General features: G+C 64.8%; 17 protein-coding genes. 7 read left to right on the top strand and 10 right to left on the bottom strand.

The genetic code is table 11. The features are described from left to right. Nucleotides 1-22 precede the first annotated feature (22 nt). Nucleotides 23-1,240 carry an MBL fold metallo-hydrolase gene (locus EWH12_RS02400; protein ID WP_129925572.1) on the top strand — a complete coding sequence of 406 codons (1,218 nt, stop codon included), beginning with the start codon at nucleotides 23-25 and terminating at the stop codon, nucleotides 1,238-1,240. A 32-nt stretch (nucleotides 1,241-1,272) separates the two neighbouring features. Here EWH12_RS02400 and EWH12_RS02395 read toward each other — a convergent pair whose 3' ends face one another. Beyond that, the gene (locus EWH12_RS02395; protein WP_066606795.1) at nucleotides 1,273-1,779 is read right to left on the bottom strand and encodes a DUF3617 domain-containing protein; all 507 of its coding nucleotides are present in this window, start codon (nucleotides 1,777-1,779) and stop codon (nucleotides 1,273-1,275) included. Nucleotides 1,780-1,944: 165 nt separating this feature from the next. Further along, on the bottom strand, nucleotides 1,945-2,508 hold the full coding sequence (locus EWH12_RS02390) for a DUF3617 domain-containing protein (RefSeq protein ID WP_066607496.1): 564 nt from the start codon (nucleotides 2,506-2,508) through the stop codon (nucleotides 1,945-1,947). A 164-nt stretch (nucleotides 2,509-2,672) separates the two neighbouring features. Here EWH12_RS02390 and EWH12_RS02385 point away from each other — a divergent pair, with 164 nt between their 5' ends. The 4 genes from EWH12_RS02385 (at nucleotide 2,673) to EWH12_RS02370 (ending at nucleotide 5,845) form a co-directional block, all read left to right on the top strand. Then, nucleotides 2,673-2,846, top strand: coding sequence for a hypothetical protein (locus tag EWH12_RS02385; RefSeq protein ID WP_201785531.1), 174 nt, complete (start codon nucleotides 2,673-2,675; stop codon nucleotides 2,844-2,846). A 40-nt stretch (nucleotides 2,847-2,886) separates the two neighbouring features. Then, nucleotides 2,887-5,070 carry an excinuclease ABC subunit UvrB gene (gene uvrB, locus EWH12_RS02380; RefSeq protein ID WP_066606797.1) on the top strand — a complete coding sequence of 728 codons (2,184 nt, stop codon included), beginning with the start codon at nucleotides 2,887-2,889 and terminating at the stop codon, nucleotides 5,068-5,070. A gap of 201 nt (nucleotides 5,071-5,271) precedes the next feature. Further along, nucleotides 5,272-5,553: a type II toxin-antitoxin system RelE/ParE family toxin gene (locus EWH12_RS02375; RefSeq protein WP_082679155.1), complete on the top strand. Its 282-nt coding sequence runs from the start codon at nucleotides 5,272-5,274 to the stop codon at nucleotides 5,551-5,553. Beyond that, on the top strand, nucleotides 5,528-5,845 hold the full coding sequence (locus EWH12_RS02370) for a HigA family addiction module antitoxin (RefSeq protein ID WP_066606800.1): 318 nt from the start codon (nucleotides 5,528-5,530) through the stop codon (nucleotides 5,843-5,845). The genes EWH12_RS02375 and EWH12_RS02370 overlap by 26 nt, the downstream gene beginning before the upstream one ends. 4 nt (nucleotides 5,846-5,849) lie before the next feature. Here the strand turns inward: EWH12_RS02370 and EWH12_RS02365 are convergent, their stop codons facing one another. The 3 genes from EWH12_RS02365 to ruvA form a co-directional block, all read right to left on the bottom strand. Beyond that, complete coding sequence (locus tag EWH12_RS02365) at nucleotides 5,850-7,592, bottom strand: AMP-dependent synthetase/ligase (RefSeq protein WP_066606802.1); 1,743 nt, start codon at nucleotides 7,590-7,592, stop codon at nucleotides 5,850-5,852. A 138-nt stretch (nucleotides 7,593-7,730) separates the two neighbouring features. Continuing rightward, a complete protein-coding gene (gene ruvB, locus EWH12_RS02360; protein ID WP_066606809.1) occupies nucleotides 7,731-8,753 on the bottom strand; it encodes a Holliday junction branch migration DNA helicase RuvB in 1,023 nt (340 codons plus the stop codon). After that, a complete protein-coding gene (ruvA, locus tag EWH12_RS02355; RefSeq protein ID WP_066606812.1) occupies nucleotides 8,750-9,358 on the bottom strand; it encodes a Holliday junction branch migration protein RuvA in 609 nt (202 codons plus the stop codon). Before ruvA ends, ruvB begins: the two co-directional genes overlap by 4 nt. 141 nt (nucleotides 9,359-9,499) lie before the next feature. Here ruvA and EWH12_RS02350 point away from each other — a divergent pair, with 141 nt between their 5' ends. Together EWH12_RS02350 and EWH12_RS02345 are read left to right on the top strand one after the other, a co-directional pair. Beyond that, complete coding sequence (locus tag EWH12_RS02350; RefSeq protein WP_066606814.1) at nucleotides 9,500-10,075, top strand: Clp protease/crotonase-like domain-containing protein; 576 nt, start codon at nucleotides 9,500-9,502, stop codon at nucleotides 10,073-10,075. A gap of 40 nt (nucleotides 10,076-10,115) precedes the next feature. After that, on the top strand, nucleotides 10,116-10,742 hold the full coding sequence (locus EWH12_RS02345) for a DUF1345 domain-containing protein (protein ID WP_129925571.1): 627 nt from the start codon (nucleotides 10,116-10,118) through the stop codon (nucleotides 10,740-10,742). A gap of 3 nt (nucleotides 10,743-10,745) precedes the next feature. Here the strand turns inward: EWH12_RS02345 and thiL are convergent, their stop codons facing one another. The 5 genes from thiL to mnmA all read right to left on the bottom strand — a co-directional run bounded on the left by thiL (nucleotide 10,746) and on the right by mnmA (nucleotide 15,627). Continuing rightward, nucleotides 10,746-11,660 carry a thiamine-phosphate kinase gene (gene thiL / locus EWH12_RS02340; protein ID WP_129925570.1) on the bottom strand — a complete coding sequence of 305 codons (915 nt, stop codon included), beginning with the start codon at nucleotides 11,658-11,660 and terminating at the stop codon, nucleotides 10,746-10,748. Nucleotides 11,661-11,744: 84 nt separating this feature from the next. After that, complete coding sequence (nusB, locus tag EWH12_RS02335) at nucleotides 11,745-12,191, bottom strand: transcription antitermination factor NusB (protein ID WP_066606826.1); 447 nt, start codon at nucleotides 12,189-12,191, stop codon at nucleotides 11,745-11,747. A gap of 9 nt (nucleotides 12,192-12,200) precedes the next feature. Next, nucleotides 12,201-13,496, bottom strand: a complete 1,296-nt coding sequence (gene hisD / locus EWH12_RS02330) for a histidinol dehydrogenase (RefSeq protein ID WP_129925569.1) — start codon at nucleotides 13,494-13,496, stop codon at nucleotides 12,201-12,203. Next, entirely contained in the window at nucleotides 13,486-14,148 is a 663-nt protein-coding gene (hisG, locus tag EWH12_RS02325; protein ID WP_066606830.1) for an ATP phosphoribosyltransferase, read from the bottom strand. The genes hisD and hisG overlap by 11 nt, the downstream gene beginning before the upstream one ends. Before the next feature lie 357 nt (nucleotides 14,149-14,505). After that, nucleotides 14,506-15,627, bottom strand: a complete 1,122-nt coding sequence (gene mnmA, locus EWH12_RS02320; protein ID WP_129925568.1) for a tRNA 2-thiouridine(34) synthase MnmA — start codon at nucleotides 15,625-15,627, stop codon at nucleotides 14,506-14,508. Nucleotides 15,628-15,701: the final 74 nt, after the last annotated feature.

Genomic DNA, 15,701 nt, shown 5'->3' with positions numbered 1-15,701 from the left:
GTCGTCATCTTCAGGAGCAGCCATGGGTCGCCTTGTCAGCATCGTCCGGGGCGCAGGGATCGCGCTGCTGTTCGCCGTGATCGCCCTGTGCCTGGCGATCACGATCGTTCCGCCGTTCCTGGACCGCATCTATTATCAGGGGCCGGTCAGCCGCCATTATGACGGCGCGCATTTCTTCAATCCCGATGGCGCGATCGACATACCCGCACCGCCCGGCACCAGCCGGCAGGGCTTTATCGCGCGTTGGCTGATCGGCCATGACGACCGACCGGAATGGCCGCTGGGGATTGCGGTCAAGCCCGCCCGTCCCGCCCCCTTCGCCGCGCCGCGGGGCATGGTGGCGACCTGGGTCGGCCATGCGACCGTGCTTGTGCAGGCGGCGGGGCTCAACATGCTGACCGATCCGATCTGGTCCGACTATGCCAGCCCCCTGCCCCCCTTCGGCCCGAAGCGGGCGGCGCAGCCCGGCATCAAGTTCGACGATCTGCCGAAAATCGACCTGATCCTGCTCAGCCACAATCATTACGACCATATGGACCTGCCCACGCTGAAAAGACTGTGGGAGCGGGACCGGCCCAAGATCGTCACCAGCCTGGGCAATGACAGCATCCTAAAGGCGCACGGCATTCCGGCGACGGCGCTGGACTGGGGGCAGTCGGTCAGCGGCGCGGCGTTGAACGGCCTCGCCCCCCAAGCGGTGATCCAGTGCGGCAGCTACGAACATTGCCCCGATTATCAGGTGCATGTGACCCGCAACCATCATTGGGGCAGCCGCTGGGGCGCGGATCGCAACCGGGCGCTCTGGTCGAGTTTCGTAATCGAGACGCGGGCGGGCAATATCTTCTTTGCCGGCGACACCGGGGCGGGCGATATGGGATGGCCCATGCAAGCCCGGCGCTATGGCCCGATCCGGCTGGCGCTGATCCCAATAGGCGCGTTTCGCTTCTGGAAGGGCCAGATGCGGTCGGATGCGCATATCGGCCCATTACAAGCTGTGGACGTTTTCCAGCGGCTGGGCGCGTCGACCGCGATCCCGATCCACTGGGGGACGTTCCGCCTGTCCTACGAACAATGGGACACGCCGCCCCGGATGCTGGAACTGGCGCTGCGCTGCGCGGGGATCGCGCGCAAGCGCTTCGCCCCGTTACGGATCGGCCAGTCGCTGCCAGTGCCCACGGTCAGTGCGGTGCCGATCGGGCCGAAGCGGTGTGACGATCGGGCCATCCGGGCGCTGGAATAGGCGTCGGGGTTCAACCACCCCGGCGCTCGGTTTCAGCCCGGCTTGGGGCAATCCCCCGTCCGCTTGCCGGTGATGTCATGAGTTGTGCGCAACACCGCGTTGCCGCCCTGCATCTTGGTCATGGTGGTGCCCAGCGTCAGCGTGTCGGCGGTATAATTGCCCTCCACCACGATTTCCGACGTGCCGGACCCCGCGGTGCAGGACAGGGTGGCGATCAACCGCCCCTTGCGCACCATCTTATCCTTGTAGGTGCAAGCCGTGCCCTCCTTGCCCGCCAGCGCATCCGCATCGGGCACGCCCTGCGCATTCACGGCGACGCATAATTTATCCTCGCCGATCTGCTTGAGCGCCGCCTGATATTCGGCTGGCGTGACGGTGGGCGTATTGTAGCCGGTGGTCTTGCGGATAATCGTCCATTCGCCCGCCTGCATCAGCACCGGCGCTTCCTCCGCCTGGGGCGCGGGGGCCGGATCGCCGCCACAGGCGCCAAGGCCAAGGGTCAATCCAAGCAGCGGCGCCGCCAGCAGTTTCATGCGCATATCCTCGTCCCCTGTCCTGTCGCTGTTCTCTGATCGGAACGGCGCCAAGGCTCTACCCGCCATCGCCAAAGCGCAAGCGGAAATGACGCATGTCCCCGATTATCGTGGAGGCGAGTGAGGCGTGGGAATCGGGGCGGCCGCGGCCTCAGCCATGGCGCGCCGCGATCATTTGTCAGCCACGCACGCCGGTCCGATCCACTTGCCCTCCGACCGGGCGGTCATCGCCATGGTCATGCCCTGCGGGCCGCCGACCATCTTCATGTCCATATCCATCGCATAGTTTTCCGGCGCATAGGTGCCGGACATGGTGGCGTTCATCGTGCCGCCCTCCGACTTGCACGACACCTGCCCCTGCACCGCGCCGCCTTTCGCCTCGAACCCGCCATAGGTGCAGTTCTTATTCTCCTGGCCGGCGAACATCTCGCCGCTCGGATTGGCGGCCTGCTCCGGCGTGACGCAATATTTAAGCGCGGTCTGGTTCATCGCGCTCTTCATCTGCTCCTTCATGTTCGCGGGCGCGCCGGGCATGTCGCCCAGGTCCAGATCCTTGACGGTGAAGCGGCCCTCCCACTGGCCGGGTTTGAGTTGCACCTTGTCGACCTGCGCCTTCACCTCCTGCTTGCTCATGGCGTCGGTGGCGGCGATATCGCCCGTTTTGTCGCCGGGCTTTTCGCTGCAGGCAGCGAGGCCGATCGTCAGAACCGCAAGCGTCAAGACTGTCCGGCGCATCATCATTCCTCCCTGTTTTCCCTGCCCTCGCCCCGATCATAACAGCGCCGCGCGGGGGTTCAATGACGGGATGCAAGGATTATAAGCTCTTGTTTTGTTCGTTCCTTCCTTGGGAAGCCTGGTAGGTCGAGTCCGACGAAGGCGGCATCAAGCGCTGGTCGATCATGGAATATGAGATCAAGGACGGGAAGTTCGACGTCAGCTTCCGATATTCTGACGAGGTGGATGTCGCAGTGATCGATGACGAACGCCGCCAAGCCGCCCTGCGCGCCCGTTTCGGCGACAAGCCGGTCATCTTTCCGCCCATGCCCAAGACCGCGTTCGAGCTGAAGCCCTGATCCCGATTGCGTCCCGGCCCAAAGACCCCATATTCGCCCCATGTCGATTCAGATCCGCACCACGCTCGATGAACCGGAAACTGGCGCAGGCTTCGTGCCCCATCGCCCGGCCCGCCCCGAAAAGAGCGAGGGCGGCCGGCCCTTCACTTTGGTCAGCGACTATGAACCGTCGGGCGACCAGCGGACCGCTATTCCCGAACTGGTCGAGCAGGCGCTGGCCGGGGAGCGGGACCAGGTTCTGCTGGGCGTCACCGGATCGGGCAAGACCTTCACCATGGCCAAGGTGATCGAGGCGTTGCAGCGTCCTGCGCTGATCCTGGCGCCCAACAAGATTTTGGCGGCGCAGTTGTACGGCGAGTTCAAGAGCTTCTTCCCCGACAATGCTGTCGAATATTTCGTCAGCTATTATGATTATTACCAGCCCGAAGCCTATGTCGCGCGGTCGGACACCTATATCGAGAAGGAAAGCAGCGTAAACGAGAGCATCGACCGGATGCGCCATTCGGCCACTCGCGCGCTGCTGGAGCGAGACGATTGCATCATCGTCGCGTCAGTATCCTGCCTCTATGGCATCGGGTCGGTCGAAACCTATTCTGCCATGACTTTCACGATGACGAAGGGGGGGATCGAGGACCAGCGTGAGATTATCCGCAAGCTGGTCGCGCTCCAATATAAGCGCAACGATGCGGGCTTCGCGCGCGGCAATTTCCGCGTAAAGGGCGACAATCTGGAGATTTTCCCGTCCCATTATGAGGATACCGCCTGGCGCATCAGCTTCTTTGGCAACGAAATTGAGGAGATTGTCGAATTCGACCCGCTGAGCGGCAAGAAGGTGGCGAGCCTCGATTATGTGAAGGTGTTCCCCAATTCGCACCATGTCACCCCCGGCCCGACGCTCAAGCAGGCGATGGAGGCAATCCGGCACGAACTGACCGAGCGGCTGAAGGAACTGGAGGCGGAGGGCAAGCTGCTGGAGGCGCAGCGGCTGGAGCAGCGCACCAATTTCGATCTGGAGATGATCGCCGCGACAGGCAGTTGCGCGGGGATCGAGAATTATTCCCGCTTCCTGACCGGCCGCCTTCCGGGCGAACCGCCGCCGACCCTGTTCGAATATCTGCCTGAAAATGCCCTGCTGTTCGTGGACGAAAGCCACCAGACCGTGCCGCAGATCGGCGCAATGGCGCGTGGCGACCACCGGCGCAAGATCAACCTGGCCGAATATGGTTTCCGCCTGCCCAGTTGCATCGACAACCGGCCGCTGCGTTTCAACGAATGGGATGCGATGCGGCCGCAGACGGTCAGCGTCTCCGCGACCCCCGGTCCGTGGGAAATGGAACAGACCGGCGGCGTGTTTTCCGAACAGGTGATCCGCCCCACCGGCCTCATCGACCCGCCGGTCGAAATCAAGCCGGTGGAAGATCAGGTCGACGACCTTATCAACGAGTGCCGCAAGGTCGCGGCGCAGGGCTATCGCACGCTCGTCACGACGCTGACCAAACGGATGGCCGAGGATTTGACCGAGTTCATGCACGAGGCGGGCATCAAGGTCCGCTATATGCACAGCGACGTCGAGACGCTGGAGCGGATCGAACTGATCCGCGATTTGCGGCTGGGCGTCTATGACGTGCTGATCGGCATCAACCTGCTGCGCGAGGGGCTGGACATTCCCGAATGCGGGCTGGTCGCGATTTTGGATGCGGACAAGGAGGGCTTTTTGCGCTCCGAAACCTCGCTGATCCAGACGATCGGCCGCGCCGCGCGCAATGTGGAGGGGCGCGTGATCCTCTATGCCGACCGCATCACCGGATCGATGGAGCGCGCGCTCAACGAAACCGGGCGGCGGCGCGAAAAGCAGGAAGCCTACAACCTCGAACATGGCATCACGCCGACCACGATCAAGCGCAACATCGGCGACATCATCGCCCATGTGTCCAGCCGCGATCAGGTGACGGTCGATACGGGGCTGGAGGATCGCCCGCATCTGGTGGGCCACAATCTGCGCGCCCATATCGAGGACCTGGAAAAGAAGATGCGCGCGGCGGCGGCCGACCTGGAGTTCGAGGAAGCCGGGCGGATTCGCGACGAAATCAGGAAACTGGAAGCGGAGGAGCTGGGGTTGCCGGTGGATCAGCAGGTCGCGGCGCCAAGGGGGCGGGCGACCGAGGGCAAGCCGGGAACGCGGAAGATGCGGTACGGGAAGACGCAGAAGAAATTTGGGCGGTGATAAATGACTTCGACAGCGACATTCGACCCTCGCCAGCTTGGCGTTCGCAAAGCAGTCTTTGATACAAGGCTCCGCTTTTCCATGACCGCTGTTCATGGTGGGCTATCTGTTTGCACTGCCTATGTCGCGGCGGGCGCGACCTACTGGACCACCGCGGCAGCGTGATTATTAGAAGGCTTGGTCTTTAGAAGAGAGCAAGCCGTGATTCGCAGCATCGATGACCCCGAAGCAGAGAAAATCTGGCACGGCCAGCGCAGCCGCAAATTGCCACCCAACATTCAGGATCGCGCACTTTATAAATTGAAGCTGCTCAACCGTGCGCGAACCCTCGACGACCTGCGCAATCCGCCTAGTAATCGGCTCCACCCGTTGAGCAGCGACCGCGCCGGGCAACATTCAATTTCCATCAACATGCAATGGCGTATATGCTTCGTTTGGAAGAACGGACACGCGCACAATGTCGAAATCACCGATTACCACTAATCCCGATTGGCTGCACAACGCCCATGCCGGCGAAATGCTGTGGCTGGAATTCATGGAGCCGCTGGGCATGACGGCTGCCGACTTGGCCGCTGCGATCGGCCTGTCCGTTGAGCGCGTGCAAACGGTGATCGACGGCGATCGGCCGATGGACGGCGAACTGGACCTGCGCCTTGCGCGCTATTTCCGCATGTCGGAAGGCTTTTTCCTCGGCCTCCAAATCGATTATGAACTGCTCGAAGCGAAGCGTGCGCTGAACGGGGAACTGGATCGCATCGTTCCCCGCGCCGCCTGACCCTTCACCCCTTATACAGCGCGTCCAGCCGGTCGGCGTACCGCTTGCGGATCACATGCCGCCTGATCTTCATCGACGGCGTCATTTCCTCATTGTCGATTCCGAACGGCTCATCGGCCAGGATGAAGCGGCGGACGCGCTCCAGCACCGACAGGTCGGCGTTCACCCGGTCCACCGCCGCGCGCAGCGCTGCCATATAGGCCGGGTTCGTCTCCACCCCGTCCACCGCCACGCCCTGCGCCGCCGCCCATTCGCGGGTCCATTCGGCGTCGGGCACGATCAAGCCGACCAGATAGGGGCGGCGATCGCCATGGACCATCGCCTGGCCGATCTCGCTCTGGAGCGTCAGCATCCCCTCGACCTTTTGCGGCGAGACATTGTCGCCCTTGTCGTTGACGATCAGATCCTTCTTGCGGTCGGTGATGCGAATGCGGCCCTTCGCGTCGAATTCGCCGATGTCGCCGGTGTGGAGCCAGCCATCCTGGAGCGCCTTTTCGGTTTCCGCCGGGTTGCGCCAATAGCCGTGCATGACCAGTTCGCCGCGGACCAATATCTCGCCATCCTCGGCGATCTTTACCTCCACCCCGTCAAGCGGCGGGCCGACCGTGTCCATCGCGATGCCCGCTCGCGGGCGATTGCAACTGACCACCGGCCCCGCTTCGGTCTGGCCATAACCCTGGAGCAGGGTCAGCCCCATGGCGTGGAAGAACAGGCCGACATCCGGGTTAAGCGGCGCCCCGCCCGACACCAATGCCTTCATCCGCCCGCCAAAGCGCGCGCGAATCTTGGGGATCAGAGTGCGCGACAGCAATAGTTTCATCGGCAGATCGAGCACCGAACCCTTGCCTGCTTGCTCCTTGGCCGCGATGCGCAACGCCTGGGCCAGCAGATAGGTTGGGAATTTTCCCTGCTTCTCGATCGACTTGATGATGCGGGTACGCAGCACTTCGAACAGACGCGGGACCACGACCATGATGGTCGGCCGCGCTTCCTCGATATTACTGGCGAGCTTCTCCAGCCCTTCGGCATAATAGATTTGCCCGCCCAGCAGGATGGGGAGGAACTGACCGCCGCTATGTTCATAGGCGTGGGACAGCGGCAGAAAGGACAGGAACACCTCATCGCCCCAGCCGAAATCCTCCGCTACGATCGTGCCCGCGCCCTCTACATTGGCCAGGATCGCGCCATGATGCTGCATCACCCCGCGCGGGGCACCGCCGGTGCCGCTGGTGTAGATGATGCAGGCTTGGTCGTTGCGGGTCGCGCACTGGGCCGCGGCGATGGCGTCCACGTCGGCCGGATGCGTCGCCAGAAGCTCGCGCCATAAATGGCAGGTGGACGTCCCCTGCGCCCCGCGCAGCGGCTCGATGCCGATGACGAAGCCGACCTGCGACCGGACGACCGCGGGCATCAGCGCCTGCGCCAACTTGGCGGTCGACACGATCACCGCGCGGGCGCCGCTATCGGTGAGGATATGCTGGTGATCGCGCGTCGTGTTGGTGGTGTAGGTCGGCACGGCGATGCACCCCGCCGCCATGATCGCCAGGTCGGCGATGCAGAATTCCGGCCGGTTTTCGCTGACCAGCATCACCGGATCGCCGGGCTTCAGACCCTGCGCCTTCAAGGCGGCGGCGAGCGACGCGACCTGCCGCGCGACCTCTGCCCAACTCTGGCTATGCCAGGCGCCGCCGCTCTTATGCCAAAGAAAGGGCGCATCCCCCTTTTCCGCCGCGCGGGCGAAGAACATGGTGACGAGGTTGGGAAATTTCTCAATGGCCCTCAAGGCTCGACTCCTGCGGTTTCCGGCGCATCTGACGCGCGCCTGAGCGTTCGGCAAGGCTATAGCGTCGCCCTGCCGTAACGGCCAAGGACTTTGACGGGTGTCTCAGTCAAAAAGCCCGTTCTGGACATCCTGCGGCGGATTGAGGCCCAGATGCTTCCAGCCCGGCCCGTTGAGGCAGCGGCCACGCGCAGTCCGGGCGATAAGACCGAGCTGGATCAGATAGGGTTCGACCACCTCCTCGATCGTGTCGCGCGCTTCGGAAAGTCCCGCGGCGAGCGTTTCGACACCCACCGGCCCGCCGCGATAGATATCGGCGATCATCATCAGGTAACGCCGGTCCATCAGGTCGAGGCCGAGATGATCGACCTCCAGCCGCATGAGCGAGGCGTCGGCGACCTTCGCATCGACCGCGGCCACACCCGCGACATTGGCGAAATCGCGCACCCGGCGCAGCAGGCGACCGGCGATGCGCGGGGTGCCGCGCGATCGGCGGGCGATCTCGACCGCGCCGTCGGATGTGATGGCAAGGTCAAGCAGCCGCGCGGCGCGGCGCACGACCAGTTCCAGTTCGTCCACCGTGTAGAATTGCAGCCGCACCGGGATGCCGAATCGGTCGCGCAGCGGCGTGGTGAGCAGCCCCTGCCGCGTGGTAGCGCCGACCAGGGTGAAGCGCGGCAGGTCGATGCGGACGGAGCGAGCGGACGGCCCCTCCCCGATCATCAGGTCGAGCGCCCGATCCTCCATCGCGGGATAGAGAACTTCCTCGACCGCGGGACTGAGCCGGTGGATTTCATCCACGAACAGGACGTCACCCTCGTCCAGATTGGTGAGCAAGGCGGCCAGATCGCCCGACTTGGCGATGACCGGGCCGGACGTCGCGCGAAAGCCCACGCCCATTTCCTTCGCGACGATCTGCGCCAGCGTGGTCTTGCCCAGGCCCGGCGGGCCGAAGAACAGCACATGGTCGAGCGCATCCCCGCGCGACCGCGCCGCCTGGATGAAGATGCGCAGATTTTCGCGCGCCGCCTGCTGGCCGATAAATTCGTCGAGCGATTTCGGACGCAGCGCCGCGTCGACATCTTCGGGACGACGCGCGGGGGTGAGGAGGCGATCATCGTCCGTCACTTCGCCGCCTTCCGCAACGCCAATCTGACCAGCGCGTCGAGACTGGCATTGTCGCCCAGTTCCTCTTCGGCGGCGGCGACGGCAGTGCTGGCCTCATGCGGTTTGAAGCCCAGATTCTGGAGCGCCGACAGGGCGTCGGCGGCGAACCCGCCAGTCGGGAGCGCGGCCAAGCCGCCGATGCCGATCGGGCCGCCGGCGGGCGCGGTGCCGATCTTGTCCTTCAATTCGTTGACGATGCGCTGGGCGAGTTTGGGGCCGACGCCGTTGGCGCGCGCGATCATCGCCTTGTCCCCCATCGCCACGGCGCGGTGCAGTTCCAGCGGTTCGAGCGCGGACAGGATCGCCAGCGCCACGCGCGATCCCACCCCTTGCACATGGGTGAGCAGCCGATACCAGTCGCGTTCCTCGGCGCGGGCGAAGCCGACCAGCCGGATCGAGTCCGCCGCGACCAGCATTTCGGTGTGGATCGTCACCGCTTCGCCGACCGACCCCAGCGCCGCCAGCGTGCGCGAGGAAGCGCCGACCAGATAGCCCACCCCGCCCACGTCGATGATGGCATGGTCGATGCCGGTGCTGTCCAGCAACCCTTTGAGTTTCGCGATCATCTGCCCTGCCCTTCGGCGTCCCGCCCTTTGGTCATGATCTGTTCTTTACAGCCTGTCGCGCCCCGCGCCAGTCAAAAGCGCGGCACCTTTTGCTGTCCCGTGCGTAGTGCAGCGCGACTTTATCGATTCAAGGACGAACAGATGCAAATGACAGCCCCCCTGCTTTCCCCCAAGGATTTCGAATTTCCCGCGATCATGCTGTCGGGCGTGGTCGACCATGGCATGTATCTGCATTTCAAGAATTGCCTCTCCACCGCTCCGCAACAGGGGCTGGTCGTGGTGGAGCTGTCCACTCTGGGCGGCGACCCGGAGATCGCCCGGCTGATGGGCGAGGATATCCGCTTTCATTCCGAACTCTATCCCGACCGGCGGCTGGTGTTCATGGGGCGCACCGCGGTCTATTCCGCCGGCGCGACCTTCATGAGCTTCTTTGCGACCGAAAATCGTTATCTGACGCGCGGCACCCGGCTGATGATCCACGAGCGGGTCATCACCAAGAATATCCAGTTGGCCGGCCCGCTTTCCACCTGCATCGCGACCCTGAAGGCGACGCTGAACGAGATCGAATCGTCGATCGCGATCCAGAATGAAGGCTTCGCCAACCTGATCCTGGGATCGCAGGTGACCATGGAGCAACTGCTCCAGCGGGCGCCGGAAAACTGGTATATGGAGGCGAATGAGGCGCAGGCGCTGGGGCTGATCGCGGCGGTTCTTTAAGCGCTTGCCAGATGGCGCGGCTGCGCCTTTGATGCGGGCCATGCGGTCCTCGTCCCTCTTCCCCTGGCGTTATGGCATGTTCCTGGCGCTGCTGGCGCTGGTCGCGCCGCTGGCCTTGTGGATGCCGTGGCATGAAGCGGTGATGGCGGGTTTCGACCTCGCCGCCATCGCCTTCATGATCGCGGTGGCGCCGCTGATCGGCGCGGCGCCCGCCACGATGCGCAAAAATGCCGCGTCCAACGACGCCAATCGCGAACTGATGCTATTGTTGACCGCGATCGTCAGCCTGGTGATCCTGGTCGCGGTGGGGGTGGCGATCAGTCAGCACGGCGGGCCGAACGGGGCGATGATCGCGCTGCTGCTGGCGACTTTGCTGATCGCCTGGCTTTTTTCCAACCTCGTCTATGCGATGCATTATGCCCATATATTCTATCTGCCGGACAAGAGCGGGAAAGATCGGGGCGGACTGGATTTCCCGGAGGAGGACGAGCCGGGCTATTGGGATTTCCTCTATTTCGCCTTCACCCTGGGCATGACCTTCCAGACGTCCGACGTGTCGGTGACGGCGACCGCGATGCGCCGGACGGTGTTGTTCCAGTGCCTGGCGGCTTTCCTGTTCAACTTGGGCATATTGGCCTTCACCATCAATGTGCTGGGCGGCAGTTAAGGCTTAGCCATGTTCCCAGCCGAGCGAGTCGGGCAACGGGATGACCGCGCCGTCGATCATCAGCGTCAGGCCCGATCCTTCCGCGACATGGCCGACCGGGATGGCCCGCACCGGCGGGGTCAGCCCGCGCGGCAGGGTGAAGAGCAGTTCATAATCGTCGCCCGCCCGCGCCGCGGCGATCTGGACCGCGGTGCTGGCGCCGCGCACCCGCTCCAGCGCCGGGGACAGCGGAATGTGGTCGATGGTGATCGCGACGCCGCTCGCTTGGCCCATGCGCGATGCGTCGATCAGCAGCCCGTCCGACACATCCATCATCGCGGTTGCATGAGGGGCCAGCAACGCGCCTTCGGCCAGGCGCGGGCGCGGGCGGCGATAGGCCTCCACCAGCGGCCCGGTCGCTGCCGGATCGGCGCTGGCGAGCGCGAGGCCGATGCCCGCATCGCCGACCGGTCCGCTCAGGTAGAGCCGGTCGCCCGGCTGCGCCCCGCTACGGGTGGGGACGGCGCCAGTCGCCTCGCCGATCGCGGTCAGGCTGTAGCTGCGGGCCGATCCGGCGGGCATCTTGACCGTGTCCCCGCCCAGCAGCGGCATGGCGTGGCGGTCGAGCGCCTCGCCCAGCCCCGCGACGAAGGCCTCATCCCACGCATCGTTGCCGGACAAGGCGTAGTTCAGCAGGCAACCGACCGGCTTCGCGCCCTTGGCGGCGAGATCGGACAGGTTTACCGCAGCAAGTTTCCAGCCGATGTCGGCGGGCGGATCGGTGGGCAGATAATGGACGCCCTCGACCATCGTGTCGCTGGTCAGGATCAGGCGGGCGTCGCCGACCGGCAGGATAGCGACATCGTCGACCAGCCCCTGCGCCGCGGGATCGTTCGCCAGCAGGCGCAACAGGGTGAGGAAGCGGGATTCGGCGGACATGGGTCATCCTACCGTTCAGGCTGAGCGAAGTCGAAGCCCATCATCGCGCGGCGCGAAATGCCCGCGCTCCGTTCGGTATGGGATTTACGTCCGCACATCCTTCGACACGCCGTCGAGCAGGCCGTTGACGAAGCCGGACTCGCGCTTGTCGTAAAAGGCGTGGGCGACATCGACATATTCGCTGATCACGGTGCCGGTGCCGACATCGGCGCGGGCCAGCAGTTCATAGGTGCCCGCGCGCAAGATCTGGCGCATCGGCTTGTCGAGCCGGTCAAGGCTCCAGCCGCTCGACAGGCGGGCGGCGATCAGCGCGTCGATCTCGTCGCGGCGCTTGTCCACGCCAGTCACGACATCGTCGAAGAAAGGCTCCTCCGCCGGGGCGTAGGTGACATCCTCGATCGTGGCGCCCAGGCGATGTTGGTGGAATTCGTGCAGCAGGACATGGACGGGCGTACCCTCCATTTCGAGCTGATAGAGCGCCTGGACCGCGGCGAGTCGCGCGGCGGAGCGGGATTTGGAGCGGTCGTTCATTATATGTCCCTATGTCTTTTTGAGGCGCAACGCCACCGAAGCAGCGTGGGCGGGCAAGCCTTCCGCCCGCGCCAGCGCGACGGCGGCGGGGCCGATCGTGCCGATCGCCGCGGCGTCGAGGCTGAGGAAGCTGGTGCGCTTCATGAAATCGAGCACCGACAGGCCCGATGAGAAACGGGCGCGACGGCCGGTGGGCAACACATGGTTCGGCCCGGCGACATAATCGCCCACGGCTTCGGGCGTCATGCGGCCGAGGAACACGGAGCCGGCATGGCGCACCTGCGCGAAATAGCGGTCGGGATCGTCCACCGCGAGTTCGAGATGTTCGGGCGCAAGACGGTCGATCAGCGGCATGGCTTCATCCAGGTCGCGGACCAGGATGATCGCGCCATTGGCGTCCCAGCTGGTGCGGGCGACCGCGCTGGTGGAGAGCGCCGGAATCTGACGATCGACAGCTTGCGCGACCGCGTCGGCGAAGGCCGCGTCGTCGGTGAACAGAATAGACTGGCTGGTCGGGTCATGTTCCGACTGGCTAAGCAGGTCTGCGGCGGTCCATTCCGGGTCGTTCTTGCCATCGGCGACGACGACGATCTCTGACGGGCCGGCCACCATGTCGATGCCGACCACGCCATAAAGTTGCCGCTTGGCTTCGGCGACCCAGGCGTTGCCGGGGCCGGTGATGACGTCCACCGGGCTGATCCGGTCGGTGCCATAGGCGAGCGCGGCGACCGCCTGCGCGCCCCCGACCCGCCAGATTTCCTCGATCCCCGCAATCTGGGCTGCGGCCAGGACGAGCGGGTTGATCTCTCCATTGGGAGTGGGCGTGACCATGGCGATGCGGCGGACGCCCGCGACCTTGGCGGGAATGACGTTCATCAGCAGCGAGCTGGGATAGGCGGCGCGGCCGCCCGGCACATAGAGGCCGGCGGCATCGACCGCGCTCCAGCGCGCGCCGAGGCGGACGCCCGCGCTGTCCACGCCGTCGCTGTCCTGCGGACGCTGCTTTTCATGATAGGTGGTGATGCGCGCCGCGGCGAGTTCGAGCGCGTCGCGGAGTTCCGTAGAGAGGCCATCGAGCGCAGCGCGGGTTTCCGCCGTCGTCACCGCCCAGCCGCTGACGTCCAGGTCATGGCGGTCGAAACGCTGGGTATAATCGGCCAGCGCGGCGTCGCCGCCGGCGCGCACGGCCTTCAGGATCGCGGTAACGTCGCGCGACACATCCTCGTCCGCTTCGCGGCGGTCATCGACCAAGGCGGTGAAGGCGGCGGCGAAACCGGCGTCTCGACTATCGAGCCTAAGCGGCATCCTGCACCCCCACGGCGGCGCGGAACGCCTCCACCAATGGCGAGAGTTCGGCAGAACGCATCTTGTAGGCGGCGCGGTTGACGATCAGGCGGGCGCTGATCTGCATGATGATGTCGGTTTCGATGAGGCCGTTGGCTTTCAGCGTCGCGCCCGACGACACGAGATCGACGATCCGGCGCGACAGGCCGAGCGAGGGGGCCAGTTCCATCGCGCCGTTCAATTTCACGCATTCCGCCTGCAATCCCCGCGCTTCATAATAGCGGCGGGTGAGGTGCGGATATTTGGTCGCGACGCGGACATGGCTCATCGCAGCCTGATCCTCGTCAGCAGCGTCGACCGGCTCGGCGACCGACAGGCGGCAATGGCCGATGTCGAGGTCGACCGGCGCGTAGAGTTCGGAATAGTTGAACTCCTCGACCACGTCGGAGCCGACGATGCCGATCTGCGCCGCGCCATGGGCGACGAAGGTGGCGACGTCGAACGCGCGCACGCGGATGATCGACACGTCGGGCCGGTTGGTGGCGAAGCGCAGCGCGCGGCTCTTCTTGTCGTGAAACTCCGCCTCCGGCTCGATACCGGCTTTGGCGAGCAGGGGCAGCGCTTCATCGAGGATGCGGCCCTTGGGGATGGCGAAGGTGAGCGGGCGAGTCATGACGCGCGGGCCTTACGCGCGGGGGCGTAAAAGGGCAAGGTTTGGGGGATATCAACAAACCTTCTCCCTTGGGGAGAAGGATATGGAGCCTTACAGAGCGAAGCGAAGTTAGGCGGAGTTGGATGAGGGGGCACGGGTGCAGCGAACCCATGCCGATCGAGCGATGCCCCCTCACCCAGCTTCGCCTAAGCTCGCTCCGCTCGCCAAGGCTGCGCAACCCTCTCCCTCAAGGGAGAAGGGCTGGAGGGAGCATCTCTACAAAAACATTCGTCAGATCGTCGATCGGCGCATCACTGGCGACGCGATAGGCCGTTCCAATGACGAGCCAATTTTGACGCTGATCCCAATCCTGTTGCATCACGCCGCTTCGGCCATCGCCGCCTGCGTGCTGGCGATCCAGCCGCCACCCAACACGCGCTCGCCCGCATACAACACAGCCGCCTGCCCCGGCGCGACGCCATATTCCGGCGCATCGAACAGCAGCCGGTCGCCGTCCAGCCGCGCCGGCACAGGCTTCGCCATCGATCGCACCTTGGCGGTCAACGGCCCGCTGAAATCCCCGCCCAGCCAGTTGATGTCGCTCAGCACCGCGCCCGATACCGCCAGCGCCGCGCGTGGCCCCACGATCACGCGCCTGGCCGCCGCATCCAGACGCACGACATAGAGCGGGTCGGGCTGGCCGCCGATGTCCAGCCCTTTGCGCTGGCCGACGGTGAAATGGATCATCCCCTTGTGCCGGCCCAGCACCCGGCCGTCGATATGAACGATGTCGCCGCCCTCGTCCGCATCGGGGCGCAGCTTGCGCACGATCTTGGCATAATCGCCGTCGGGGACGAAGCAGATGTCCTGGCTGTCGGGCTTGAGCGCCACCGAAAGACCCAATTCGGCGGCAATCTCGCGCACCATCGGCTTGGGCAATCCGCCTAGCGGGAAACGCAGATAGTCGAGCTGCGCCTGAGTCGTGGCGAAGAGAAAATAGCTCTGGTCGCGGGCGGGATCGGCGGCGCGGTGCAGTTCCGCACCATGCGCGCCTTCGACCCGCTGGACATAATGGCCGGTGGCGAGGCAGTCGGCGCCCAGATCGCGGGCGATCTGGAACAGGTCGGTGAACTTCACCCCCATATTGCACTTCACGCAGGGGATGGGCGTGCGCCCGGCCATATATTCATCGGCGAAGTCGGCGATCACCGAATCGCGAAAGGCCGTTTCATAATCAAAGACATAGTGGGCGATGCCGATGCGGTCGGCGACCGCGCGGGCGTCACGAATATCCTGCCCGGCGCAGCAACTGCCGGTGCGGCCCACCGCCGCGCCATGATCGTAAAGCTGGAGCGTGACGCCGATGACTTCGGCGCCGGTCTTCGCGGCGAGCGCGGCGACGACGCTGCTGTCCACGCCGCCCGACATGGCGACGACGATGCGCCGCTGGGCGAGCGGGCCAGAAAGCTGGAATTGGGGGAGCTGAAACTGAGGCTGCATGGGCGGCCCTATAATGCAGCGACGGCCGCGGCGCAAAAGTTAACAAAAGGTAGCGCCGCTTTGGCCATAATCGG

This window comes from Sphingobium cupriresistens, assembly GCF_004152865.1.
In the GTDB taxonomy this organism is placed as follows: domain Bacteria; phylum Pseudomonadota; class Alphaproteobacteria; order Sphingomonadales; family Sphingomonadaceae; genus Sphingobium; species Sphingobium cupriresistens.
This window is presented reverse-complemented; position numbering and strand designations above follow the sequence as displayed.